At 69.6% G+C, this 25,197-nt stretch carries 23 protein-coding genes; 14 read left to right on the top strand and 9 right to left on the bottom strand.

Annotation, left to right across the window (positions count from 1 at the left end):
* Positions 1-28 precede the first annotated feature (28 nt).
* Positions 29-649 carry a DUF4360 domain-containing protein gene (locus IEZ09_RS12110; protein ID WP_189253744.1) on the bottom strand — a complete coding sequence of 207 codons (621 nt, stop codon included), beginning with the start codon at positions 647-649 and terminating at the stop codon, positions 29-31.
* Positions 650-956: 307 nt separating this feature from the next.
* Here IEZ09_RS12110 and IEZ09_RS12105 point away from each other — a divergent pair, with 307 nt between their 5' ends.
* Together IEZ09_RS12105 and IEZ09_RS12100 are read left to right on the top strand one after the other, a co-directional pair.
* Positions 957-2,072: a DUF2341 domain-containing protein gene (locus IEZ09_RS12105; RefSeq protein ID WP_189253743.1), complete on the top strand. Its 1,116-nt coding sequence runs from the start codon at positions 957-959 to the stop codon at positions 2,070-2,072.
* Positions 2,073-2,155: 83 nt separating this feature from the next.
* Positions 2,156-2,401 carry a mycoredoxin gene (locus IEZ09_RS12100; protein WP_189253742.1) on the top strand — a complete coding sequence of 82 codons (246 nt, stop codon included), beginning with the start codon at positions 2,156-2,158 and terminating at the stop codon, positions 2,399-2,401.
* An 82-nt stretch (positions 2,402-2,483) separates the two neighbouring features.
* Here the strand turns inward: IEZ09_RS12100 and IEZ09_RS12095 are convergent, their stop codons facing one another.
* Together IEZ09_RS12095 and IEZ09_RS12090 are read right to left on the bottom strand one after the other, a co-directional pair.
* The gene (locus IEZ09_RS12095) at positions 2,484-3,503 is read right to left on the bottom strand and encodes a chitinase (protein WP_189253741.1); all 1,020 of its coding nucleotides are present in this window, start codon (positions 3,501-3,503) and stop codon (positions 2,484-2,486) included.
* Positions 3,504-3,757: 254 nt separating this feature from the next.
* Positions 3,758-4,141 (bottom strand): VOC family protein, encoded by a 384-nt coding sequence (locus tag IEZ09_RS12090; protein WP_189253740.1) that lies wholly within the window; start codon positions 4,139-4,141, stop codon positions 3,758-3,760.
* 57 nt (positions 4,142-4,198) lie between these two features.
* Here IEZ09_RS12090 and IEZ09_RS12085 point away from each other — a divergent pair, with 57 nt between their 5' ends.
* A complete protein-coding gene (locus IEZ09_RS12085; protein ID WP_189253739.1) occupies positions 4,199-4,645 on the top strand; it encodes a hypothetical protein in 447 nt (148 codons plus the stop codon).
* Here the strand turns inward: IEZ09_RS12085 and IEZ09_RS12080 are convergent, their stop codons facing one another.
* Positions 4,646-5,908, bottom strand: coding sequence for a BNR-4 repeat-containing protein (locus tag IEZ09_RS12080; RefSeq protein WP_189253738.1), 1,263 nt, complete (start codon positions 5,906-5,908; stop codon positions 4,646-4,648).
* A gap of 52 nt (positions 5,909-5,960) precedes the next feature.
* Between IEZ09_RS12080 and IEZ09_RS12075 the strand changes: the two genes are divergently transcribed.
* Together IEZ09_RS12075 and IEZ09_RS12070 are read left to right on the top strand one after the other, a co-directional pair.
* Entirely contained in the window at positions 5,961-9,152 is a 3,192-nt protein-coding gene (locus tag IEZ09_RS12075; protein ID WP_189253737.1) for a GH92 family glycosyl hydrolase, read from the top strand.
* Positions 9,152-10,048 carry a phosphotransferase family protein gene (locus IEZ09_RS12070; protein ID WP_189253736.1) on the top strand — a complete coding sequence of 299 codons (897 nt, stop codon included), beginning with the start codon at positions 9,152-9,154 and terminating at the stop codon, positions 10,046-10,048. Before IEZ09_RS12075 ends, IEZ09_RS12070 begins: the two co-directional genes overlap by 1 nt.
* On the opposite strand, the gene IEZ09_RS12065 is transcribed toward IEZ09_RS12070, so the two are convergent.
* A complete protein-coding gene (locus IEZ09_RS12065) occupies positions 10,043-10,951 on the bottom strand; it encodes an RluA family pseudouridine synthase (RefSeq protein ID WP_189253735.1) in 909 nt (302 codons plus the stop codon). The two genes, IEZ09_RS12070 and IEZ09_RS12065, sit on opposite strands and share 6 nt — an antisense overlap.
* Positions 10,952-11,044: 93 nt before the next feature.
* On the opposite strand from IEZ09_RS12065, the gene IEZ09_RS12060 reads away from it, so the two are divergent.
* The gene (locus IEZ09_RS12060) at positions 11,045-11,908 is read left to right on the top strand and encodes an EamA family transporter (RefSeq protein ID WP_189253734.1); all 864 of its coding nucleotides are present in this window, start codon (positions 11,045-11,047) and stop codon (positions 11,906-11,908) included.
* On the opposite strand, the gene IEZ09_RS12055 is transcribed toward IEZ09_RS12060, so the two are convergent.
* Positions 11,811-12,698: a LysR family transcriptional regulator gene (locus IEZ09_RS12055; RefSeq protein WP_189253733.1), complete on the bottom strand. Its 888-nt coding sequence runs from the start codon at positions 12,696-12,698 to the stop codon at positions 11,811-11,813. The genes IEZ09_RS12060 and IEZ09_RS12055 overlap by 98 nt on opposite strands.
* Before the next feature lie 80 nt (positions 12,699-12,778).
* Here IEZ09_RS12055 and IEZ09_RS12050 point away from each other — a divergent pair, with 80 nt between their 5' ends.
* A complete protein-coding gene (locus IEZ09_RS12050; RefSeq protein WP_189253732.1) occupies positions 12,779-13,381 on the top strand; it encodes a polysaccharide lyase family protein in 603 nt (200 codons plus the stop codon).
* A 17-nt stretch (positions 13,382-13,398) separates the two neighbouring features.
* On the top strand, positions 13,399-14,049 hold the full coding sequence (locus tag IEZ09_RS12045; RefSeq protein WP_229812477.1) for a fibronectin type III domain-containing protein: 651 nt from the start codon (positions 13,399-13,401) through the stop codon (positions 14,047-14,049).
* A 179-nt stretch (positions 14,050-14,228) separates the two neighbouring features.
* Here IEZ09_RS12045 and IEZ09_RS12040 read toward each other — a convergent pair whose 3' ends face one another.
* Positions 14,229-14,873, bottom strand: a complete 645-nt coding sequence (locus IEZ09_RS12040) for a hypothetical protein (protein ID WP_229812476.1) — start codon at positions 14,871-14,873, stop codon at positions 14,229-14,231.
* Positions 14,874-15,058: 185 nt separating this feature from the next.
* Between IEZ09_RS12040 and IEZ09_RS12035 the strand changes: the two genes are divergently transcribed.
* The 5 genes from IEZ09_RS12035 (at position 15,059) to IEZ09_RS12015 (ending at position 21,895) form a co-directional block, all read left to right on the top strand.
* Positions 15,059-17,218 (top strand): NHL repeat-containing protein, encoded by a 2,160-nt coding sequence (locus tag IEZ09_RS12035; protein WP_189253731.1) that lies wholly within the window; start codon positions 15,059-15,061, stop codon positions 17,216-17,218.
* Entirely contained in the window at positions 17,215-18,180 is a 966-nt protein-coding gene (locus IEZ09_RS12030; RefSeq protein WP_189253730.1) for an AAA family ATPase, read from the top strand. Before IEZ09_RS12035 ends, IEZ09_RS12030 begins: the two co-directional genes overlap by 4 nt.
* Positions 18,177-19,283: a DUF58 domain-containing protein gene (locus tag IEZ09_RS12025; RefSeq protein ID WP_229812475.1), complete on the top strand. Its 1,107-nt coding sequence runs from the start codon at positions 18,177-18,179 to the stop codon at positions 19,281-19,283. Before IEZ09_RS12030 ends, IEZ09_RS12025 begins: the two co-directional genes overlap by 4 nt.
* A 10-nt stretch (positions 19,284-19,293) precedes the next feature.
* The gene (locus tag IEZ09_RS12020) at positions 19,294-19,662 is read left to right on the top strand and encodes a hypothetical protein (RefSeq protein ID WP_189253729.1); all 369 of its coding nucleotides are present in this window, start codon (positions 19,294-19,296) and stop codon (positions 19,660-19,662) included.
* 235 nt (positions 19,663-19,897) lie between these two features.
* A complete protein-coding gene (locus IEZ09_RS12015) occupies positions 19,898-21,895 on the top strand; it encodes a transglutaminase TgpA family protein (RefSeq protein ID WP_189253728.1) in 1,998 nt (665 codons plus the stop codon).
* Here IEZ09_RS12015 and IEZ09_RS12010 read toward each other — a convergent pair.
* Complete coding sequence (locus IEZ09_RS12010; RefSeq protein ID WP_189253727.1) at positions 21,892-23,502, bottom strand: serine/threonine-protein kinase; 1,611 nt, start codon at positions 23,500-23,502, stop codon at positions 21,892-21,894. The two genes, IEZ09_RS12015 and IEZ09_RS12010, sit on opposite strands and share 4 nt — an antisense overlap.
* Positions 23,503-23,564: 62 nt before the next feature.
* Positions 23,565-24,161: a DUF4230 domain-containing protein gene (locus IEZ09_RS12005; protein WP_229812474.1), complete on the bottom strand. Its 597-nt coding sequence runs from the start codon at positions 24,159-24,161 to the stop codon at positions 23,565-23,567.
* A 144-nt stretch (positions 24,162-24,305) separates the two neighbouring features.
* Here IEZ09_RS12005 and IEZ09_RS12000 point away from each other — a divergent pair, with 144 nt between their 5' ends.
* Positions 24,306-25,196, top strand: coding sequence for a proteasome assembly chaperone family protein (locus IEZ09_RS12000; protein ID WP_229812473.1), 891 nt, complete (start codon positions 24,306-24,308; stop codon positions 25,194-25,196).
* Position 25,197 lies beyond the last annotated feature (1 nt).

Below are 25,197 nucleotides of genomic sequence, written 5' to 3'. Positions count from 1 at the left end.
GAACGGGCGGCGGCAATGGGTGCCTGGATCAGCAGCGCTTCCAGGAGAACTGGTACTTCGTGCTCACACTGCTGTCGGTCGAATCCATGGTCATGAAGCTCGCGGCCTTCGACGAGCCCGCGTTCACCCGGAGTTCGGTGTTGATGTTCAGGTGCCGGACTTCGCCACACGGCGCGTAAACGATTTCCGACACCTGGGCGCGGTCGGTCGCCTGCCAGTTGTCGCTCTTCGGGCCGGAGAAGTTGTGCGAACGGCTCGCGCCCTGGGACATGCCCTGGAAGTAGTAGTTCCCCTTCTCGGTGCTCGTCGCGCCTGCCTGCAGGTGCACGAACCCGCGGTAGTCCGCCTGGGCGATGCCGAACGTGAAGCCCTGTGGATAGGTGACTCTGATGTTGAGCTGGCAGTTCTTGCGGAAGTCTGTCGGCGACGAACCCTGTCCGGCCTGGGCGAGGTAATCGCTGTAGGTGACCGTGAACGCCGTGCGGTCGTCGGCGGCCGCGACCGCGGCGGTGCCGGCGGGACAGCCGGAACCGTTCACGGTGACCACGTCGATCGTGACGAAATCGGGAACGTCGGGAACTGCGTGCGCGGCGGGCGCGGTGAGAACCGCGGAGACCACTAGGGCAGCAGCCGCCACCATTTTCAGCATGGCCAGCCTTTCTTTCCGGTGTGTGTTACCGGCGGCGGAAGTCAGACGATATCGGATACCCTTGTCGAGAAAGGGCCGCCGAATGGGTGACTGAATTGCACGGTAATACGTTGGCGAAGGCAGAGCTAATTGCACGGCCGAAATTTCGGTGCCGTGCGCGAACCATGCTCACCCACGAGGTGGCGAATTGACCTGACGATTGCCTGACGATCTCGCGTGGCTGGTCCGTTCGGGTGACGCGGGGCTGACAGGCAATAAGGTTTCCAGTAAACCTCAGTTGTCCGCCGCCCCGGACAAAAGGGACCACATGCAGAAGACAGGGCGCACTCTCACCCTCTCCGCCGCGGTGCTCGCGGCCCTCCTGGTGCCCGTGGCGGCATCGGAGGCGCGGGCGGGCTGGGCACACCAGCGCAAGATCACCATCGACACCTCTGCCTCGGGCGCGAACGTCGCGGGCGACGTCAGGGGCTTCCCCGTGCCGGTCAGGCTCGACGCGGGCAACTTCGACTTCGGCCAGGCCAAGCCGGACGGCGCGGACATCCGGTTCGACGACGCGGCTGGCAGGCCGCTGCCGTACGAGATCGAGAAGTGGGACGCGGCCGCCAAACGGGCGGCGATCTGGGTGCGGACCGACGTCAAGGGCAACAACGCCACCCAGTCCGTGACGCTGAAGTGGGGCAACCCCGCGGCGTCGTCCGAGAGCAACGGCGCCGCGGTCTTCCCGAAGGCCGACGGCTGGATCACCGCCCACCACCTCGCCGAGAAGGGCGCGGCCGCCGGTTATCGCGACTCGGTGGGCAACCTCGACGGCAAGGGCGTCGGCATCACCGGCGACGCGACCGGCACCGGCGTGGTCGGCAACGCGCTGTCGCTGACCAGGGCCCGCGGCGAGTACGTGCTGCTGCCCGGCAGTGAGTCGAGCGGCCTGTTCAACCCGCTGCCGTCGAAGGGCACGTTCTCGATCTGGTCGAACGCGAGGACGCACCCGGCCGCGTACATCGCGATGTTCGCCAAGGGGGAGACGGGCTTCCGCATCCACTACTTCGGCGAGGGCGACCAGACCGAGCCGTGCATCGACGTCGCGAACTACGACTGGTGCCCGCTGCCGTCCGGCGCCTACACGAAGGTCAAGAACAACACCTGGTACCACTTCGTCTTCGTCATCGACAAGCCGAACGCCTACTACTACATCAACGGCAAGCTCGAGGTCGGCAAGACCGACACCAACGCGTGGAAGACCACCGGCACCGAGCCCGTGACGATCGGCAACAACGAGAAGACGCCCGGAAGCAACAACCGCAAGCGCTCGTTCGACGGCCTGCTGGACGAGGCGCGCATCCTGTCCGTGCCCAAGGACAGGAACTGGGCGAAGCTCGACTTCGAGTCGCAGAAGCCGGGTTCGAAGCTGTTGCGGCACAAGTGAGCTGCCGCACCCCCGGGATGAATCCCTCCTCGTCGTGCGTTGATACTCATGACTTCTTCCGACCTCGATGAGGAGTGCCTCTGATGGCTCCCGACCAGCTGACCGTCTACTCGACCTCGTGGTGCGGCTACTGCCGGATCCTGAAGAACCAGCTCGACCGCGAGGGCATCGAGTACGTCGAGATCAACATCGAGGAGACGCCCGGCGCGGCCGACTTCGTGATGAGCGTGAACGGCGGCAACCGCACGGTGCCGACCGTCCACTTCCCGAACGGTTCCGCGCTCACCAACCCGTCGCTGGCCCAGGTCAAGGAACAGCTGGCGGCCTAGTCCGAGTGGAGCTGGGCGGTCGTGCAGGCGCGCTCGCCCTGGGAGAGGTGCTTGAGCACTCCGCCCAGGGCGAGCTCGCGTCCTAGCAGTACAGGTTCGCTCCAGCGGGCACGCCGAGAATGCTGACGAACTGCTGGTACTTCGAGACGCGGCTCTGGACCTGGGCGGGGTTGCCGCCGTTGCACTCCAGTGATCCGTTGATGCTGCGGATCGTCTCGCCGAACCCGTTGCCGTTGACCATGGCGTTGTGGCCGGTGGTCCAGCCGGGTCCGGTCTGCGTGTTCCAGTACCAGAGGCCCGTCTTCCACGCGACGGCCGCGTCCTGCTCCACCAGCCACGGGTTGGTCAGCAGGGGCAGGCCCAGCGCGTCGCCGGCGCTCTTGTAGTTGAAGTTCCACGACAGCTGGATCGGGCCGCGGCCGTAGTAGTTCTGCGCACCGGCGGGGCAGCCGTAGGGCTTGCTGGTGTCGCAGTAGGTTCCCGGCGTGATCTCGCGGATGTGCACGAGGCCGCCGGTCTCGTGCGAGACGTTCGCGAGGAACGCCGCCGCTTCCTGCTTCTTCACCGTGTCGCTGCCCGTCGTCGCGAACGCGGGGTACGCGCTCATCGCCGCCACGAGGCCGCTGTAGGTGTAGAAGCTGTTGCGGGACGGGAACATCTGGTTGAACTGGGCCTCGCTGACGACGAAGCTGCCGCCGCCACCTCCGCCGCCACCGCCGTTGCAGTTGTACGGATCCCAGTACCAGGTGGAAACCGTTGGGCTGTAGCCGGGGTTGTCGTGCTCGGCGATGTAGAAGCTGCCTTCGAACCGGACGATGGAGCCCGCGGTGTACCACTGGCCCTGCACCCAGTCGGTGTACGTGCAGGTGCCGCCACCTCCGCCGCCGCCGTCACAGCTCGTCGGTTCCCAGTACCACGTGGAAACCGTTGGGCTGTAACCGGGATTGTCGTGCTCGGCGATGTAGAAGTTGCCTTCGAATCTCACGATCGAGCCTGCCGTGTACCACTGACCCTGCACCCAGTCGGTGTACGTACACGCCTGCGCGGTCACTTCCGCCTGTGCGGATGCGGCCGGCGCGATGACGGCGAACGCCGCCGCCATCACACCTGCCGCGATAGACGCCAAGATGCGTTTTCTCAGCAAGGGTCACCCACTCCTGGAGTCTGCGCGCCCGAGGAATCAAGGATGTGAACTAGGCTGAGATTGGCACCAGTGGTTCAGACCAGTCAAGGGTCTAGACCTATTCAGCAGTACAGGTTGCTGCCCGTAGTCACCGCTCTGGTTGATCTACCGGATGTGCACGAGCCCGCCGGTCTCGTGCGAGACATTGGCGAGGAACGCCGCGAGCTCCTGCTTCAGGAACCGGAGCCGTAGGGCCGGGTGATGATCTCCAGCGCGTGACCGTCCGGGTCGTCCCAGTACACGCCGCGACCGCCGTCGTTGCGGTTGATCTGGTTCGGCTGGTTGTGGAACGGGTCGGCCCAGTGGTCGAGTCCGCGTTCCCGGATGCGCCCGAAGATCTGGTCGAACTCCTCCTCGGTCACCAGGAACGCGTAGTGCTGCCCGGTGATCGGCCCCGGGCTGGTCAGGTAGTCGAGCGAGACGCCGTTCGCGACCTCGACGACGAGGAACGGGCCGAAGCGGACCGGCTCCGGCAGGCCGAGGAGCTCGGTGAGGAACCGTGCCGAGCGCTCCTGGTCGGTGGCGTGGACGATCGTGTGGTTGAGCTGTACGGGCATGGTTCCTGCTTACTCGCGTGTCAGGGAGTTGTCAGCGCGGGTGGCGATGATCGGCTCATGAAGAGGGCAATCATCGCCACCGCGTTCGTGCTGCTGGGCTTCGTCTTCCCCGGCATCGCCAACGCCGAGACAGTGCCCGGCTGCGCGAGTGCCGCGCAGATCGGCTCGACCGGGTACGTGAAGTACCGCGGTGACAAGATCGCCTCGGTGAAGCAGTTCGCCGGCTGCGGGCACAACTACGGGTACGTCTACACCTGGGAGAGCTTCCGCGCCGCGCAGGCGGCCGAGGGCAGGGGCTGGAGCCTCCAGGTCGGCGTGCTGACCTACAGCAGCGCGTCCGACTCGGAGCCCAACGCCATCAAGGGTGGCAACAGCACCCAGTACAGCCTCAAGGAGTTGTGGGGCAAGCCCGCCAACACCCTGAACGTCTGCACCACCGGCTACGGCATGGTCTCCATCCAGATGGGCGACAACTACACCGCGGAATCCAGCAAGCGCTGCTAGCTAGCCGCGCAGCGAGAACACCGGCCACTTGCCCGTGTGGTTGGTCTTGCGGGTCTCGTGGTCGATGGTGTTCGCGATCAGGTCGCTCGGCCGGTTCTCCACGAAGTTCGCGTAGAACGTCGTGTCGGCGCCGGCCGAGTACGGCACGACGAGGTCGTGTTTGGTCTTCGCGCTCCCGCCAGGCGTCCACGACTTCACGATGAGCCGCTTGCGGTCCGCGCTGGCGTAGGAGAAGTCGACGCCGGTGCCGGTCGCGACGAGGTCCTTGAACAACGACGTCGAGGTGTCGACCGTCGTGGACGTCCAGGCGTTGTTCGCGAACCTGGCGAGCACGATCTTGGCGCTCGTGCTGGTGTGCACGCCGTAACCCAGCACGAGCGAGCCGTCGGTCAGCGGCACGGTCACCGGGTTCTCCTCCGGCAGATCCTTGCCGGCGGGGAGGTCGAGCGGGTTCGTCGTCACGACACGGGTCTTGTCGAGGTCCGCCGCGTCGACGGTGTTCCCGAGCGTGGCGCCGCCGGCGGTGGACAGCGTGCTCGAAGCCGTGTCGAAGTAGGCGACGTGGATGTTCTTGCCGCCGCCGTTGTGGCCCTTGGGTCCGCCGTGCATCGACCAGGTCAGGTAGATCCGGCCGCCGCGCTGCGTCACGCCGAACGCGTACACCTCGGCGTACCTGTCGGTCGTGCGGCCGGAGTCGATGATCATGCGCGGCGCGGACCAGGTCTTGCCGTTGTCCGTCGACTTGATCATCTTGTACGTGCGGTACGGGTGCGACAGATCCGTGTTGTGGCTGTAGAACAGATGGATCGTGTTCCCGGTGACGACCGGCTCGGGGTAGGTGTTCCTGTCGGTGCTGATCGTCCGCGCGGTCCACGTGCCGGTGATCGAACGCGGCGTGGGCGCGGTGTAGAGCTGCATCGAGCTCGTGTGCGTGGCGCGGAAGACGGCGAGCCTGCCGTCGCCGAGCTGCGTGAGCACCGGGTAGTCGTGGTAGGCGTTGTCGTGCGTCAGGTTCAGCGCGGCGACCTTGACCGCCGCCGACCACGTGGCCGTGGTGTGGTCGAACGCCTTCACGTAGATGTCGTGCCGTGTGCCCGAGTACGTCACGAACGTCTTGTTGACCGTCGCGTCGTACACGCCAGCGCCGTTGGTGCGAAGACATCCGTAGACGCTCGCCGTCGTGACCGTGTCGAGCGCGGTGGCGGCTTGAACCGGTAGCGCGAACGCGACGAGAAGCAGCAGCGTTGCGGCCAGTGCGCGCATCGCCGACCTCCGATGGGTGTCGGGGCGGCGACGATCAGACAATACTGCGTTCATGCGGACACTGGTTGTAGCCGGGCTGTTACTGGGTCTAGCAGTCCCTGCACAGGCACAAACAGACGCAGACCCTTCGTCGCTCGTCAATCCCTTCGTGGGAACGCAGAACTTCGGCAACACCTTTCCCGGCGCCTCGGTGCCGTTCGGAATGGTGCAGGTCAGCCCTGATACGGGAGGTCAGGGCGGATACGACTACAAGGCCACCTCCATCTACGGGTTCTCGCAGACGCACCTGTCCGGCGTGGGCTGCGGCGTCATGGGCGAGCTGCCGGTGATGCCGACAGTCGGGTCCGTTGACAACGTTGACATCAACGCCTACAAGTCGGCGTTCAGCCATTCGGACGAGACAGCCCGGCCCGGCTACTACCGCGTCGGGCTGTCGCGCTACGGGATCAACGCCGAGCTCGGTTCCACTCAGCGGACCGGGTGGCAGCGCTACACGTTCCCCTCGTCGGGCGCGGCCAACGTCCTGTTCAACACCGGACGGTCGAACCAGACGGTGCTCGACTCCGAGATCCACGTCGTCGGTGACCGGACCATCGAGGGCCGGGTGCGCAACGGCCGGTTCTGCGCGGGCAAGGACGAGCACACCGTCTACTTCACCGCGTCGTTCGACCGTCCGTTCGCGTCCTTCGGCGCGTGGCGGGGGAGCGTTCCCACGCCGGGCGTTCGCGACGCGGCCGGAACCGGCGGCAACGGCGCCTGGGTCACGTTCGACGCCACGGCCGACCGCGACGTGGTGCTGAAGATCGGCCTGTCCTACACCGGTCTGGAGGGCGCGCGGAAGAACCTCGCGGCGGAGGCTCCTTCCTACGACTTCGACGGTGTGGTGGCCGCGGCTCGCGACGTGTGGAAGAAGCAGCTGGACGCCGTGCGGGTGTCCGGCGGGTCGCGGGACCGGCAGGTCGCCTTCTACACCGCGCTGTACCACTCGGTGCTGCACCCGAACCTCGCCGGTGACGTCGACGGCAAGTACATGGGCTTCGACGGCCGCGTGCGCACCGCGTCCGGCTACACCCCGTACCAGAACTTCTCGCTGTGGGACACCTACAGACCGCAGAACCAGCTGCTGCAGATCCTGGAACCGCGGGTGGCACGCGACGTCGCACTGTCCGTTGTGGCCAGTGGACGTGACGGAGGATGGCTGCCGCGCTGGGCCCTGGCGTCGTCCGAGACCAACATCATGACCGGTGACCCCGTGACGCCGTTCCTGGTCGAGGCCTGGTCGAAGGGTTTGCTGCGCGGGTACGAGGAGGAGACGTACCAGCTGTTGCGCACCAACGCCCTGTCGCTTCCTCCCGCGAGCTCGCCCTACAACGGACGGTCCGGCGTCCAGTACTACTCGGACCGCGGCTACATCCCGTCCGGCCTGAAGCTGGGCACGGACTGCGCGCACAAGGGCGGCGACAACGACTGCGTGCACCCGGCTTCGGCGACCCTGGAGTACTCGGCGGCAGACGCCTCCCTCGCGTTGATGGCCCGCGGCCTCGGCCATCGCGACGACGCCCGCCTGTTCGCCGATCGCGGCCAGTGGTACCGCAACCTGTGGGACTCCTCGATCGGCCAGTTCCGGCCCCGGACCGTCGCGGGCACCTGGCTGACGCCGTACAACCCGGTGGACGCGTCGCACCAGTTCCACGAGGGCGGCGCCTACCAGTACCAGTGGCTGGTCCCCCAGGACCCGGCCGGTCTGGTGTCGCTGATGGGCGGCCGCCGCGAGGCCGAGAAACGCCTCGACGCGTTCTTCGCCTACGAGAAGCTGCTGGCCGACCCCGCCGGCACCGCGCGGCACGACTGGATCACCGAACCGTACGACTACTACGGCAAACCGACCTACAACCCGAACAACGAGCCCGACCTGCTCGCGCCCTACATGTACCTGTGGACGGGCACCCCGTGGAAGGCAGCGACGGTCGTGCGCGCGGCGATGACGCTGTTCACGACCGGCCCCGACGGCATGACCGGCAACGACGACCTGGGCACGATGTCGGCCTGGTACGTCTTCTCGTCGCTGGGGATGTACCCGACCTTCAACGGAGGTGACTTCCTGGCGCTGTCCTCGCCGCAGTTCCCGTCCGCGACCGTCCGAATCGGACAGTACGGCGCGCAGGGCGGCACGCTGACGGTGACCGCGCCGGACGTCTCGGATTCGGTGCGGTACGTGCGCAGTGCTTCGTTGAACGGCCGCGATGTCCGCAAGACGTGGCTTTCGTGGTCTTCGCTGGAGCGCGGCGGGAAGTTGGCGTACGAGGTGTCGTCGCGGCCTTCGTCGTGGGGCACCGGGCGTGCGGACGAGCCGCCGTCGCTGAACGACGGCAACCTCGACCCGCGGCGTGCGGTGTCCGCGTCGCTGCGGAACAGCGAGATCGTGATGCCGGCGTCGGATTCCGCGCAGTCGCTGACGTTGCAGCTCGACGTGCTGGCGCAGTCGCCGTCCGGGACGACCGTCCGGCCTGTCGTCACCGCGCCCGCGGGGTGGACGGTCAGCGGTGCCCGGCCGGTTGTGCTCGTGTCGCGGCATCTGCCTGTGCAGAAGACGGTGCCGCTGACGGTGTCGGTGCCTGCTGGGACGGCTCCTGGCGCGTACTCGGTCTCGGTGAAGGTCGAGTCCGTGACGGTGAAGGCCGTCGTCGAGGTCAAACCTGCCGCGGTGTGCGCGTTCTCGACGTGTTCGGTGGACGTCGGGCCGGAACGCAACCACGACGGCACGGCGACGGTGGCTGACTCCACCTCCGGCAACTTCGACGGTGGGGGCTGGAGCTACGACGCCGCGCTGCTGCCTGCCGCCGGTCCTGTCACGTGGGGCGGGATCACGTACCAGGCACCAGACCCCACCGGAACCGCTCCGAACTTCGTCGAGGCACGGGGGCAAGGATTGTTGTTGCCCGCAGGGAAGTTCTCCTGGTTGCACGTGGTGGGCGCGTCGCACAACGGGCCGGTGTCGACGGCGTTCACGGTCTGGTACACCGACGGCACCTCGGCCGAGGTGGCGGCCACGGTGCCGGACTGGGCCGGCGGTGGGCCGGTCGTGCTGGAGATGCCGCACCGGATCAAGGCAGGGCAGGGCGTCGACGGGCCGCCGGTCCGGCTGTTCGGGCAGTCGTTGCGGCTGGACGCGGCCAAGACGGTCCGCTCGGTGACTTTGCCGAACGACCCGCGAGTGGAGCTGTACGCGCTCACACTGGCCTGATGGAACGACTGAAAAGTGGTGTGCGGTCCCGCGTGTGGGCCGACGGCGACCGCATCGTCAAGCAGGTCATCGGCGATGCGGCCGCCTTCACCCGCGAGGTCACCGCGCTGCGGCTGGCCGGGCACACCGGCGTGGTGCCGCGCGTTCTCGACGTCGACCCGGACACCAGGACGGTCGTGCTGGAGCGGCTGCCGTCCCATCCGTTCGGCGAGGACTGGGTGATCGACTACGCCCGCGGGCTCGCCCGGCTGCACCAGGCCACGGGACCCGAGCACGCGGGAGTCCTGCCGCGCCAGGAGGTTCCCGACCCGGAGCCGTTCCTGCGGTTCGTGCGCGCGCTGGAGGTCGAGGCCGGGGACGCGGAGACCGAGCTCGCCTTCACCGACACCGGCAGGTTCGACCTCCTGCACGGCGATCCGTGTCCCGGCAACGACATGTACACCGAACGCGGAGCCCGGTTCGTCGACCTGGAAGGCGCGATGCTCGGCGACGGGCTCACCGAGCTCGTGTACCTGCGGATCGGCTTCCCGACCTGCGCGACCGTGTCCGAGACGCCGAAAGCGCTGCGAGAGGCCGCCGAGCTGGCCTACTTCGAGGAGCGCGGCCGTGCCCCCGAGCCGCTGGAGGACGCCTGCGTGCGGTGGTTCGTGCAGGGTGACGCGCTGGTGCAGCGGGCGGAGCGGGACGGCACCGACCACCTCGCCAGGGTCGTGGACGAGGACTGGTTCTGGTACAGCACGACCGCGCGCGGCCGGTTGATGTTCCGGGCGCGGGTGGTGGCGGGGTTCACCGAGACCCACCCCGCGATGAGCGCGCTCGCCCAGCGGTTGCTGGAGCGGATGAACCGGATCTGGGAGCCGCAGCCGATCGCGACCCGGCGCACGCACATCTCATGACCAGGCGGACAGCTTTAGCCCTGAGGTGAAGGAACGTTCCTCGCCCGAGATCGGGTCCACAAAGGACAACGTGCGGGCGAGGAGCTGCAGGGGTGAGGAGAAGTCGTCCAGCGGGCGTTCCCGGAGCACGGGGTAGAAGTCGTCGTTCACGATCGGCACGCCGAGGCCGGACATGTGCAGGCGCAGCTGGTGGGTGCGGCCGGTCAGGGGCTTGAGGTGGTAGCGGCCCAAGCCGTTGCGATGCTCCACAAGGGACACGTGCGTCTCGGCGTTCGGCTCGCCGTCCACTTCGAAGGCCGTGATGACGCCGCGCTCCTTGACGATCCGGGAGCGGACGACGGTGGGGAGCGTCAACGACGGGGAGTGCGGGGCGATCGCCTCGTACTCCTTGGTGACCAACCGGTCGCGGAACATCGTCTGGTATTTGCCGCGCAGTTCGCGGCGCACCACGAACAGCACCAGCCCGGCGGTGACCCGGTCGAGCCGGTGCGCGGGGGAGAGGTCGGGCAGCCCGAGCGAGTCGCGCAGCTTGACCAGCGCGGTCTGCATGATGTGCCGGCCGCGCGGGATGGTGGCCAGGAAGTGGGGCTTGTCGGCCACGACGATGTCGTCGTCCTGGTGCACGACGGTCACGTCGAACGGTACGGGCACCTCGACGGGCAGGTCGCGGTGGAACCAGATGTAGCTGTCGGGCACGAACGGCGCGTCGATGCCGAGCGGGCCCGAGACGGCCCAGATGCGCTCCTCGCGCAGCATCTCCTCGATCCGTGCCGGAGCCACCCGCGGCAGGCGCTCCACGAGGTGGTCGCGCAGGGACGACCAGGGGCCGTCGGCGGGCAGCTTCAGCCGTGCGGCGTCCAGGCCGTTGCGCTGGGGGAGCGGGGAGGAGGGTTTGCGTCTCATCGCACCAGCCAGTCTAAATGGTCGACAAAACCGAACGATATCGCTCGAAAACATTCGCTTTACCGAAGAGAGCTGGTCAGCGAGGCTGGGCGCATGGCGGTTTTCCTGGTCCTCGGTTCGGTCATCTCACTGCAGTTCGGCGCGGCGTTCGCGAGTCAGCTCTTCGGCCAGATCGGCGCGCCCGGCGCGACGGCGCTGCGGCTCGGCATCGCGGCGTTGATGCTGGCGGTGGTGGCGAGGCCGAAGTTCCGGCAGGAGACGCTCGTGCTCGGGCTGACGATGGCCGGCATGAACGGCACGTTCTACCTGGCGCTCGACCGGATTCCGCTCGGGGTGGCGGTGACGATCGAGTTCCTCGGGCCGTTGGGGCTCGCGGCGGTGCTGAGCCGCAGAGCCAGGGACTTCGTGTGGGTCGGGCTGGCGCTCGTCGGCGTGGTGATCCTGGGGGTGCGCGAGTACACCGGCGCGCGGCTGGACCTGATCGGTGTGGTGCTCGCGTTGTTCGCGGCGGTGTTCTGGGCCTGTTACGTGCTGGCGGGACGCAGGCTCGCGACGGAAGGGCTCGGCACCGGTGGTCTGGCGGGGGCGAGCCTGATCGCGGCGGCGCTGACGTTGCCGTACGGGCTCTCGACGGCCGGTGCGACGCTGTTCGAGCCGAAGATCCTCGTGCTCGGCACGCTCGTGGCGCTGATGGCGTCCGCGATTCCTTACACGCTGGAGATCAGGGCGCTCAAGACGTTGCAGGCCAGCACGTTCGGGGTCGTGCTGGCGCTGGAACCGGCCGCCGCCGCGCTCGCCGGCGCGGTGCTGCTGGGGCAGCACCTGAGCCTGATCTCGTTGTGCGCCATCGCGTTGGTCATCACCGCCGGGGTTGGAGCGGCGCTACGGAAAGAGCCAGCGCCTCGCGAAACGCCCGCACGGCGGGATGCTGACCTCGTCCTGCCCGTGCCGCAGTGAACAGCAGCCGCGACTGCGGCACCGGCAGCTCGTGCAGGTCGACGGTGACCTCGCGGTCGTACCAGATCAGGTCCGGCAGCAGCGCGACCGCGAGGCCTCGTTCCACGAACCGCAACTTCACCAGCACGTCGGTCGAGGAGAAGCGCACGTCCGGCTCGTAACCGTGGTGGCGGCACCAGTTCACGTTGAACGTCCGCTGCGGGTAGCCGGGTGGTTCCATGATCCACGGGAACGAGCCGGTCTCGGTGATCGACAGTCCACGTGGCACGGCCAGCCGGATCGGGTCCCGGCACAGCTCCCGGTACTCGAGCCCGGCGAAGCGCGCCTCCGGCTGGTCCGGCCACTCCTCACCGAAGACGAGGTCGAAGTCCCTGGCGTTCAGGCCGGAAAGCGCTTCCGCCGGGTCGAGGACCTGGAACTCGATCCGCAGTGACGGGTGCTCGTCTCGCATGCGGGCGAACGTCGCCGGGATCAGCGCCAGTGCCGCGGTCTGGAACGTCGCGACCCGCAGCGTCCCGGTGATCTCGTGCAGTGACGCCGCGACCTCCGACTCCGCCAGTTCGAGCCTGGCGAGCACCTCCTCGGTGTGCCGCACCAGGATCTCGGCCTGCGGGGTGAGCTTCACCCGCCTGCCGACCGGCTCCAGCAGCGGTACGCCCACCTCGGTCTCCAGCAACGACAGCTGCTGCGAGACCGACGACGGGCTGTAGTTCAGCGCCTGGGCGACGGCGGCGAGCGTGCCCCGCTGGGAAAGCTCGCGCAGCAGCCGCAGGCGATGGAGGTCGAACATCAGATCATTATCGGATACAGTGCCGTTACCGCCCCCTGAGAACACGTGCTGTCTTCAGCGCGTTTTGAGGAGGTATCGGTATGTCCACACGACTCCGCACCGTCGCGGGGATCGCTCTGGCGACCGGTCTGCTCGTGGCGGGTTCTCCCGCACTCGCGCAGGTGGAATCAGGCCCGTGGACCAGCTACTCGCCGTCGTTCAGCGTTCAGCAACGCGGCTGCGGCACGGTCAGCGACCTCACGTTCCGGCTCACCTGCTCGACCGCGAGCGGAGATCAGCGTGCCGAGCGCCGGTACGCCACGTACACCGGCGGCACGCGGCAGTTCGAGGGCAGCTTCCGGATCACGAGTCTCGGCGGCACCCGCATCAGTCTCAAGCAGACGTTCAAGGACGACCCCGGCGCGGGTCCGTACTTCATGCTCGCCGTGGAACGCGGCGGCCGGTTGTACGCCGTGCACGGTGGCACCACCATCGCCACCGGAGCGACCGTCGGCACGACCGTGCGCGTGAATACCGTGCACGTCGTGGGCAGCACGCATCGGACCTACATCAACGGCTCGCAGAAGCACTCGGTGTCGAGCTCTGGCGGGAACTTCTACGACAAGTTCGGCGCGTACCGGACCGCGAGCGGCCAGGGACCGGCGACGGTCGTCTGGAGCAACATCCGGTTCTGGCGCAAGTGATCTCCAGGCTCGGGTTGGTGGGACTGCTGTTCCTGGCTGCCTGCGGCCAGGAACAGCGGGACCCCGCGCTGACGTCCGAGCTGACCTCGCCCACCGACGTGACGCTGCACTGGCGTCCGGAGGCGGGGGCTGCCGGGCAGGTCGTCGAGTACGCGAACGCTGCCGACGGCGAGTACGTGGCCCTGGAGTTCGTCCCGCCGGGCAGGAACTCCTACCGGCATCCGGACCTGATCCCGGAAACGCCGTTCTACTACCGGGTCCGGCCGTTCACCGGGCCCGCTTCGGCGACCGTGGACCTCACGCTGCCACCCGGTGACGAGGTGCCGGAGGCCGACGGGCACGAGTGGGCGGAACCGCGCAAGGGCGGTGCGGGCACGCACCCGGTGTCGTCACCGGAGGCGGTGCCGGGGAACCTGAAGGCGGAGGTGAAGCACGCCAACGGGATCCTGTTCACGTGGGAGGACCACGCGTCCGACGAGGAGGGGTACCTGATCGAGCTCAAGCCCGCCGGCGCGGCCGACTACCGCGTCGCGGCCCAGCTCGATCCGGATGTCACCTCGTTCGGGCTGATCACACTCCCAGACGAGAAAACCGCGACGTATCGCGTGCGGCCCTTCCGGTTCGGATCACCGTCGAACCTGACGCATCAGAAGACGGGGAAGGTCTGAGCGCGTGTCTGGCGCTCCACGTGCTCGCGGCGAGCAGTAACGCCGCGAGCACGTAGGGCCACGACGCGCGTTCGGTCACGGCGAGACCGATGTTGATCATGGCGAGCAGTCCGAAAACGGCGCTGAGCAGCCACCACGTCAGGTGATCTTCGTGTGCACGGGAGGTCATGAGGGCCGGGTTACCCCTTTTCGAGCTCCCTCACACCTACTTCTTCCTCTTTTTTCTCGCCGCGGCGGCGCATGAACCCGAAGCCGGGGATGCCGAGGATCGCCTGGCGCATGTCGCTCGTGACCTCCAGCAGCTGGTGCACCTCCGGGCCGACCCTGTCCAGCGTCGCGAGGATCGGCAGGATGTCGTTCGTCAGGTGCTCGGTCAGCACCGGCAGCTCGTCGACGAGCTTGATCGCGGCCTCGACCTCGTGCGGCGAGAGCTCCTCCACGAACCGCTTCGCGAGCGGCTGCGCCTGCCTGGCGATCGGCTCGTAGACGCCCATCAGCTCGTTGGCCGTGTGCGCGGTCTGCCCGGCCGTCGTGACGACCTGCGCGGCCCGTTCCGCGACGTCGCCTGCGCTCGCCGTGATCGCGCGGACCTCGTCGACGGCCTTCTCCGCGTCCGCCACGACGTGCCCGGTGCGCTCGACCAGCTCGTCGGCCTTGCGCACGATGCCGTCGATGGCGTCGACCGTGCCGCTGACCTTGCGGACGAGCTGCTCGACCTCGCCGATGAGGTTCAGCACGCGGCCGGGCAGTGCGGCTGCCGTCGCGGTCGTCTCGATCGCGGTGCTGAGCGCCTGCTTGGCCAGTCCCATGCCGGGGATCTCCATACGACCACTTTGCCCTATGTGTTGATCGGTTCGGGGTAGCGCCATTCGGAATCCGGAAGTGTCAGACCCCGTCATTACATTCCTTGATGTCGGCCAGTCGGCTGACCGGGCGATCCGGGAACCGTGCACCGTCCGAAGTTGTCAGAGTCGAGGGTTAGCATCCCCGGCGGGCGAGGGAGGCGCACATGGCTTGGTGGCACCGGATCAGACGCATCATCTCCGGTGGAGGGCGGGAATCGGCGAGTTTCGTCGCGGCACTGCTGGGTGTTCTCGTGCTGGCGGGTGCCGCGCTGGGGCAGGGCATCTCCCGGACGTCGGTCGCGGTCTCCGACGGGCTCACCTGGCTGGGCGACGACCAGCGCGGCGAGGTCGTGCAGATCAACCCGGTGTCGGGCAAACCGCAGACGCGCCTGCAGATCAGCGGTCCCGACTCGCAGCTGGAGATCGCGCAGGAGGACGGCCGCCTGATCGTGCTGAACCGGCGCACGGGCGAGATCACCGTCATCGACCTGGCGACGCTGCTCGCGTCCGGCAGGCGGCAGGCGCCGCCCGGTGCGTCGAGCAAGGTGCTGGTGGCGAACGGGATGGTGTTCGTCGTCGACCGCGCGTCCGGCACGGTCCACACCGCCGATCCGCTGACGCTGGCCGACGTCGGGCAGACGTGGGAGGCCGGTCAGCCGCTGGCCGACGCCGTCGTCGACGAGCGCGGCGTGCTGTGGCTGGTCGATCACGGCGGCACGCTGCGGTCGCTCGACTGGTCCGACGACGAGGAGCGGTTCCGCGAGCGGTCGCAGCGCCAGATCAGCGGTGCCGGGCCGCGCACCGTGCTGGTGCCGCACGACCAGGGCGTCACGCTGATCGGCCTCGACGGCGGTGTAGTGGTGCGCGACGGCACGGGTGAGGACGTGTCGAGGTCCACCGACCGCACCGATGCCGAGGTGATCGCCGCGCAGACCGCGCCGACGGACCTCGTGCCCGCGTCGGTGCCCGACTCGTCCGTGGTCGTGCTCGTCGTCGACGGGCAGGTGCTGCGCGTCGACGTCGGTGCGATGGGCTGCCCGAAGCCCGGCAGGCCCGCGGTGTTCCGCGACAAGGTCTACGTGCCCTGCAAGGGATCCGGCAAGGTCATCATCCTCGACCGCGGTGGCAGCCGCGGCGGTGACGACGTGCGGACGTCCGGCGGGGCCGACCCCGAGCTGGTGTTCGACGACGGCCGGTTGTTCGTGAACGTGCCGGGTTCCTCGACCGGTGTGCTGGTCGACGCGGACGGTGCGACGCGGTCGTTGACGATCCGCAGCCCCGAGCTGCCGGTGAAGGACCCGGACCGCTCGCCGCCGCCGTCCGTGCCGCCGCCCCCGCCGCCGAACCCGAACGAGCCGGTGAAGCCGCCGCGCAATCCCGGCAACAACGGCAACAACGGCCCGACGTCGGAGGTGCCGCCGCCGCCGTCGTCGTCCACACCGCCTTCCGGCTCCGGCGGATCGGCGCCCGCCGCTCCCTCCGGCGTGACGGTGCGGGAGAAGTCGCGCAGCGCCTCGGCCGTGGTCGTGACGGTGAGCTGGAGCGCGGTGTCCTCGACGGATCCGATCGTGGGCTACACCGTGACGGGGTCCGGCTCGTTCAGCGGTGGCTCGGTGTCGGCCCAGTCGGCCGGCACGTCCGCTGATTTGTCGGTGCCGTGCACGGGTTCCACGTTCTGCACGAACGGCAGGCTGGACGTCACGGTGCGCGCGTCGACGGCGACACAGGCCGGTGCCGCGGGCATGGCTGCGTTCACGGTGACGGCGCCCAACAACCCGCCACCGCCGCAGCCGACGACCACGACGCCGCCGCCGAACAACCCTCCGCCCAACCCGCCCCCGCCCAACCCGACGCCCACGACCACGACGACCACGCCGCCTCCGCCGCCTCCGCCGCCGTCGTTGCCGTCGGCGGGTGCCACGGTGATCACGGGTCTCAGCGGCACGCGCACGAACCCGACGCGCCGGGTGACGATGTCGCCGCCCGCCGACTGGGCGAACCACAACGGGCGCTGCGAGGTCGTGAACAAGACGTACGGGTTCTCGGTCGGCATCCCGTGCAACGCGACGTCGGCGACGATCGAGGTGGACGAGGGCAGCAACGCGATCGTCGTGCGCGCTTATGCGGCTTCGGGCGCAGGGCAGGTCGACTCGGCGGCGAGGAACACGCTCTTCACCTACGACGAGTGCGCGGGCAAGCCGAGCTGCATCCCGCGCTCGGCCCCGGCGGGCGCGGGAACCGCGCCGATGGGTGCGGGTGGCCTTGGCTTGCTGGCAGCGGCGTTCCTGCTGCGCATCGGTGTTCGCAGAGAAGAGGACAAGTGATCGACACCGCAGAGGTCTCGGCCTTCCGCGACCTCCACACCCGGCTCGGTGACGCCGTCGAGAGCGCGGTGCGCGGCAAGCGCGACGTGATCGACCTGGTGCTGGTGGCGATGTTCGCGGGCGGCCACGTGCTGCTGGAGGACGTGCCCGGCACCGGGAAGACGACGCTGGCGCGCGCGGTGGCGGGCGCGCTGGGCGGCCTGTCGCGGCGCGTGCAGTTCACGCCGGACCTGCTGCCGTCCGACGTCACGGGCACCTCGGTCTACGACCCTCAGACCGGGCAGATCCGGTTCCGGCCGGGGCCGGTGTTCGCGAACATCGTGCTGGCGGACGAGATCAACCGCGCGGCGGCGAAGACGCAGTCGGCGTTGCTGGAGGTCATGGAGGAGCGGACGGTCACGATCGACGGCGTCGGGCACGCGGTGCCCGACCCGTTCCTGGTGGTGGCGACGCAGAACCCGATCGACCTCGACGGCACGTACCGGTTGCCGGAGGCGCAGCTGGACAGGTTCATGCTGCGGACGTCGATCGGCTATCCGTCGGTGGACGACGAGCTGGACGTGTTGCGTCCCGGCAGCGGGGCGGGCCGGATCGCCGACGTGCGGACGGTGACGTCGCCGCGCGAGGTGAGCGCGTTCAGCGGGCGGTTGTCGTTGCTGCACGTGGCGGATCCGATCCTGCAGTACATCTCCGCGCTCGGCACGGGGACGCGGTCGGACGAGCGGCTGCGGCTCGGCACGTCGACGCGCGGTCTGCGGACGCTGGTGCGGTGCGCGCAGGTGTACGCGGCGTCGAAGGGCAGGCATTTCGTGGTGCCGCAGGACGTCCAGGACATCGCGGACCCGGTGCTGGCTCACCGCCTGGTGCTGACGCGGGAGAGCGTGCTGGCGGGCGTGACGACGTCCGAGGTGCTGGCCGACGTGCTCGCGCGCGTGCCGGTGCCCAAGCCCGCGGCCCAATGAGACTCACCCTGCGCGGCACCGGCACCGCGGTGCTGGGCGTGCTGATGCTCGGCGTCGGGCTGTGGTGGCGCTACGCGGGCATGGCGGCGTTCGGCCTCGCCCTGACCGCCCTGGTGCTCGCCTCGATGGTCTCGGTGCTGGTCGCGTCGCCGCTGACGGTGTCGCGCACCGTCCGCCCGCGCACCGTGCCACGCCTGGCACGATGCAGCGGCCGCCTGGAGCTGTCCGCGACGGGCAGGTGGCCGGTGGCGCTGGACGCCGTCGACATGGTGGCGGGCGCGCCGTCCACCGTGGCCGTGCCGCTGCTCAAGCCGGGCGCGACCGAAACCGTCGACTACACGATCCCGACCCAGCGCCGCGGCGTGTTCGACGTGGGCCCGCTGACGTTGCGCCGCAAGGGCCTGGCCGGCCTGGCGCAGGCCCGCACGGTGCTCGGCGAGGTGGTGCAGGTGCGCGTCGTGCCCCGCGTCCTGCCGGTGCGCGGCCTGCCCTCCGGCGCGCGCCGAGGCCAGGTGGGCGCCGACGAACGGGTGGAACGCGGCGGCACGGACCTGGTGGGCCTGCGCGAATACGTCCCGGGCGACGACCTGCGCCGCCTGCACTGGGCAACCTCCGCACGCACCGGCACGCTGATGATCCGCGAGGACGCCGACCCCGCCCGCCCGCACCTGGCCGTGCTGCTCGACGACAACGCCGCCTCGTACGACCAGGACCAGCGCTTCGAGGAGGCGGTGGAGGTGGCGGCGTCCCTGGTCACCTCGGCACTGGAGCAGGGCCACCCGGTGCGCCTGCTGACGTCCTCCGGCGGCACCGACCTGGAGGAGACCCAGGACTCGGCCCCGATCCTGGCAGCCTTGGCAGACCTGCAACTGCAGCCCGTCGAAGGCCGCCCGACCGTGCCGGTGCGCGACCTCGACGTGGTCGCCGTGATCAGCGGCGCGGTCGTGCCCGCCCTGGTCCTGGAGGCGGGCCGAGCCGCGTTCGGCACCGTCCTGGTGGTGGACGAGCAGCGCCCGGTGGGGGCCATCGGATCGGTGCTGGTGATCACCGGCGCCCGCGCGGAGGACCTGGTCGACTCGTGGAACGCGGTGGTGGCCCGATGAGGTGCGGCGCGTGGGCCGCGTGGTCGCGGTGCTGGGATGGCGGCGCGGCGGGATGTGCGGTCGCGGCTGGGGGTCGGGGCGCCGTGGCGTGGAGTTCGGTGGTGGCGCGATGAGGCCTCGCGCGGTGTTTGCGGGTTCGGCGGTGGGTTCGCGCGGATCCGGGATGCGGTGGCAGCGCGGGGCGTGGGCCGCGGTGGCGCGGTGCCTCGGGGGTGGCGGCGCGATGGGACGTGCGGGCGTGGCTGTGGATCGGGGCGCCGTGGCGTGGGCTGCGGAGTCGGGTCGCTGGGGCGTGCGGCTGGGTGGCGGCGCGGTGAGGTGCACGTTCGAGACTGCGGTTCCTGGTGCGGGCGCGTGGAGTTCGGTGGTGGCGCGGTGAGGCTTCGCGTGGTGTTTGCGGATTCGGCAGTGGGGTTCGCGCGGGTCCGGGATGCGGTGGCGGCGCGGGGCGTGGAGTTCGGTGGTGGCGCGATGAAGCCTCGCCTGGTGTTTGCGGATTCGGCGGTGGGATCCGCGCGGGTCCGGGGATGCGGTGGTGGCGGGATGAGGCCTCGCGCGGTGTTCGCGGACTCAGCGGTGGGGCCCGTGCGGGCCAGAAAAGCGGCGGTGGCGCCATGAAGTTCGCCTGGGTTGCCGCCGTCCTCCTCGTCGCCTCCCTCCAGCTGGCCCAGGCCTGGGACGGCGCGTTCGTCTACTTCGGACTGGCGTCCTTCGCGGGTTTCCTGGCGTTGCTGCTGAAACGTCTCGTGCCGGCGGGATTGGCCGCTCTCGCCGTCATGGTCGTGGCGATGGCGGCCGGGTTCTTCGCGGCCCGTGGCGCGTCCCCCGAACGCGACCCGGCGTGGGTGCTGCTCGACACCGTGCCGCGGCTGCTCACGGCTGCCCGTCCGGCGCCCGCGACGCCCGAGTTGCTGGTGCCCGGGCTGTTGCTGATCATCGGTGTCTCCACTGCGAGTGTGCTGTCGGTGACGAGGCGGGGGACCGCGTTGTTCGTGCCCGCGTTGGGGGCGGCGGTGCTGTACGTGGCGGCGGCGCTGCTCACCACGGGGCGGGCCGATCGGTACGGGCTGGTGGCGTTGGTGCTGGTCGTGGTGCTGGCGTTGGGCTGGCTGATCATCGACCGGCGCGGGCCCGTGGTGCCGCCCGCGGTGGTGGCGACGGCGTTGGCGGCGTTGACGTTGCTGACGGTGGTGTTGCCCACCAACGGTTTTGAGCCGCGCAAGCTCGTCACGCCGCCGGTCACCAACGTGGACATCGCGAACCCCTTGCCCCAGCTCGCCGCGTGGGCCGCGCAGGGGGACGCCGAGCTCTTCCGGATGCGCGGGCCCGAGGTGCCCGTGCGGCTGGTGACGCTCAGCCGGTACACCGGTGCGTCGTGGGAGGCGGCCGCGACGTACGGGCCGCTCGGTGTGGTGGAGGCGCCGGATCTGCCCACGGGCCGGAAGTTCCAGGACGCCAGCGTTGATCTGCGGATCACCGGGTTGCAGGGTGAGTGGCTGCCGGGCGTCGGGAAGCCGCAGGCGGTGTCGTTGAGCGACGCCATGGTGGATCCGGACAGCGGGTCGCTGGTGGTCGCCGACGGGCTCAAAACGGGACTGAGCTACACGGTTCGCGGTGTGGTCGAGACACCCGCCGACGCGGACCTGGCCGAGGCCTCGGTGCCCGCCGACGCCACGCGGTACACGGCGTTGCCGCGGTTGCCGTTCACGTTGGCGGAGTACGCGCGGCAGGCGACGGCGAACGCCCGCACGCCGTACGAGAAGGCCGTGGCGCTGGAGCAGGTCGTGCGGCTGGGCCGGCGGCCGGACGCCGAGGCGCCGGTCGGGTCGTCGTACGCGCGGCTCGAGACGTTCCTGTTCGGGGCCGCCGGTGAGGCCGGGGCCGGGGCGGGCACGGCCGAGCAGTTCGCGTCGGCCTACGCGGTGCTTGCGCGGGCGGTCGGGTTGCCGACGCGGGTCGTGGTCGGGTTCCAGCCGGTGCCCGAGCAGGACGGGGAACGGATCGTGCGGGCCGCGGATGCCACCGCCTGGCCCGAGGTGTACTTCAGCGGGTGGGGCTGGGTGGCGTTCGATCCCGTGTCCGGCAACGGGAGCGGGCCCAGCGCGGCGTCGAAGCGGGAGGTGCTGAACCGCCTCGCGTCCACGACCGCGAAGCCGACGCCGACGTCGTTGCCCTCGGTGCCGCCGCTGGTGCAGCCGACGGCCGTGAAGCCCGACGCGGTGGCTGCTCCCGAAGCGCGGAAGGGGTTCCCGTTCTGGGTGTTCGCGCCGGTGTTGCTGCTGGTCGTGCTGTACGTGGCGCGGACGTCGCGGCGCCTGCGGTGGCGGGCGGCCGGGCCGGTCGGGGCGTGGAACGAGGTGCTGGACTCGTTGCTGCTGGCCGGGTTGCGGCCGAAACCGAGCCGCACGGTGCCCGACATCGGGCGCGAGTGGGGAGAGGCCGGCGTGCGGCTGGCGGTGCTGGTCGACCAGGCCGCGTTCGCGCCACAACCGGTGCGGCAGGAGAACGGCTGGCGCCTGGCCCGGCACATCAGGAAAGCCGTGCGGCGCAAGGCTTCCTGGTGGCGCAGGGTGCTGTGGGCGGTCGACCCGCGGCCGCTGTTCCGGCGTTAGTTCTTGGCCGCGCAGACCTTGGCCGAGCTGCCTCGTTCACCGTTGTAGCCGAACGCCGCGATCTGGAAGCACCGGCGGATGCCGCCGCCGTCCTCGATGACGTACTTGGTGCCACCGCCGGTCACCCTGGTCACGGCCTGCGGTTTGGCACCGGTCACGTCGATCACCACGAACTCGGCCTGGCCTTTGCTCGGATCGGACCACTCCAGCTCGATCGCCTTGCCCTTGTACTCGGCGCGCTTGAGCACCGGCACGAACTTCGGGTCGGCGTTGGGCGGCGGGCCGGCGTCGACGGACTCGGAGGTCGGCACCGGAATCGTCGTGGTCGTCGTCACCGGCTGCTGGGTCTGCTGGGTGCCGGGGCGGTTCAGCAGCAGGCCCGCGAGGACACCACCGGTCACCGCCACCACGGCCAGCAACGCCAGCAGGCCGCCGCGCTTGCTCTTGCGGACCGGGGCCGTCATCGGTTCGACCGGGGGCACGTCGAGGGTCGGCAGCACGGCCACCGGGCGCGGTGGCGGCGGCACGACGATGTCCTGCTGCCGGTACGTCAGGTCGGCGAGCCGGCCCTGCCACGAGTTGTCCGGCTCCTCTTCCGGTTCCTCGGCGGGCTTTTCCTCCTCCACGCGGGGGCGCGGGCCGAAGCCGGGCGCCTCGGTGGGGCCGTCCGGGAAGACCGCGGTGCGCTCGCCGAGCATCATCGTCGAGTCGGGGTCCACAATGGACACTGACGGTGCGGTCGGCGTGCCCGCGTTCACCGCCATCAGCGCGTCGCGCAGCTCCAGCGCCGAGGCGAAGCGTTCGGCGCGGTCCTTGCGCAGACACCGGTTGATCACGGCGATCAGCGAGGCCGGGACGTCGAAGCGGGTCAGGGCACGGGGTTCGGAGCGGGTGACGCGGCCGACGTAGGAGAGCAGCGTGTCCTCGTCCGGGTTGTCCGAGGCGAACGGCGGCTTGCCCTCCAGCAGCGTGAAGAGCGTCGAGCCGAGCGACCAGATGTCGTCGGCGAACGACGGCGTGCCACCCTCCAGCATCTGCGGGGCCGCGTGGCGGTAGCTGACCATCTGCAGCGACGCCGAGTGGCCCGCGTCGGCGCCGCGGGCGATGCCGAAGTCGGCGAGGACGTAGGAGGTGGGGAGCACGAGGACGTTCTGCGGCTTCACGTCGCGGTGCAGGATGCCCTGGCCGTGCGCGAACGCCAGCGCGTCGGCCACCGCGATGCCGGCGGCGATGACGTCCGGCACCGGCAACGGGCCCATGGCGCGCAAACGGTCGTGCAGCGAGCCGCGTTCGTAGTACTCCATGACGATGCACGGGCGGCCGTCCGGCAGCGTGCCGGTGTCCAGCACCGTGACGATGTGCGGGTGCTGGCGGCCGAGTTCGACGGTGATGGCCAGCTCGCGGCGGAACCTGGTCAGCGTCGCGGGGTCGGTGACCTGCAGGACCTTCACCGCGACGTCGCGGCCCAGACCGTCCTGCCGCGCCCGGTAGATCGTGCCCTCGCCGCCCTGCGCGATCACGCGGAAACCGCTGTAGCCGGGTAACGCGATCGCAGGTGCGGGCGCGGCACCCGCGGCGGGCGCCCAGGCCATCAGATCGTCTTCCACCAACGAATCCTATCCCGCTGCGGCCGGCTCACTTCGACGTTCGGCGCAGCCGGGGAAAGGGTTCAGTCCTGCAGCACCTTCACCTGGAATCCCAGCGACTGCAGCATTCCCGTGAGCATCACCCTGGTGTTGTCGTCGGCGCGCCGGAGCAACTCCGACTGCTTCGCCGCCTCCGCGAGCTTGGCCTCGGCGGCGACGTAGAACCGTTGCTGGTCGGGAGGTCCCGCCAGCGCCTGCAGATCGTTGATCAGGCCGCGTTGCTGGCTGAAGACGTACGAGCGGTCGTGGTGGAGGTTCGGCTTGTCCAGCCGCGCCTTGGGCAGTCGCAGCTCGACGGTCTTGCGGTCGGGTGACACGACCAGCCCGTCGTCCTTGATCGAGCCGAGATCGACGTAGGCGTTGACCGACCCGGCGGCGACGAACAGCGTGCGTTCGCCGGCCAGCGCCGAGGGCACCCACTTCACGTCGTTCTCGATGTCCAGCACGACCTGGAACTCGCCGGACGCGGCGTGGTACTGGCTCAGGTCCCGCACCGACTTGAGCATCGCGGGCTGGCTGCGGTCGATCGACTCCTCGCCGATGGGCTTGAACTGCCCGAAGACGTACACCGCCGCGCCGAGGAGAATGAAGACGGCTGCGACCAGAGCTCCACGCGTCACCCAACGCCTGTCCACAGCGTTGGACTACCCGTGAGGTGATGCGCTCACACGGTCCGTATGGGCTAATCGACCCGTGCGGAATCAGTCCCGCGTCCATCTGGTTGGCTTTGGACGAGACTGAAACGACGGTTTTGGAGGCGTGCGGTGCTGGACCCGGAGAACCTGTACGAGGTCGACTCGGAGGTGCCGGACCTGACAGGTGCGGTGTTGCTGCACCACTTCGAGGGCTTCATGGACGCCGGTGCCGCGGGCCGCCTGCTCGCCGAGCACCTGCTCGAAACGCTCGAGAGCCGTGTCGTCGCCCGCTTCGACGTCGACAGCCTGATCGACTACCGCTCGCGCCGCCCGCTGATGACCTACGCGACGGACCACTGGGAGGACTACGCCACCCCGCAGCTCGTCGTGCACCTGCTGTGGGACAGCGCGGGCCACCCGTTCCTGCTGCTCACGGGTCCCGAGCCGGATCGCGGCTGGGAGGCGTTCGTGCTCGCCGTGCGGTCGCTGATCGACCGGTGGGGTGTGCGCCTGACCGTCGGATTCCACGGCATCCCGATGGGCGTGCCGCACACGCGTCCGCTGAACGTGATCGGCCACGCGACCAGGCCCGAGCTCGTGTCGGAGTACCAGCCGTTCTTCAATCGCGTGCAGGTGCCGGGCAACGTGTCCGGCCTGCTCGAGTTCCGGCTCGGCCAGGCGGGCCACGACGCGATGGGCTTCGCCGCCCAGGTGCCGCACTACCTGGCGCAGTCCCAGTACCCGACCGCCGCCGTGACGCTGCTGGACGCCGTCGCGCGCTCGACCGGGCTCGCGTTGCCGATCGGCTCGCTGATCGACGCGGCCCAGGCGGCCGACGCCGAGATCCACCGCCAGGTGGCGGAGTCGGAAGAAGTAGCCCAGGTGGTGGAAGCGCTCGAGCGGCAGTACGACGCCTTCATCCAGACTGTCGGGAACACCGACCTCCCCAGCGCGGACGAACTGGGGGCCGAGTTCGAACGGTTCCTGGCCGAGCAGCAGCGTCCGCCGGACCACCTGTAGG

This window comes from Lentzea flava, from assembly GCF_014648475.1.
Taxonomy (GTDB): domain Bacteria; phylum Actinomycetota; class Actinomycetes; order Mycobacteriales; family Pseudonocardiaceae; genus Lentzea; species Lentzea flava.
The sequence above is the reverse complement of the archived record's forward strand: the minus strand, read 5'-3'. Positions and strand labels throughout refer to the sequence as shown.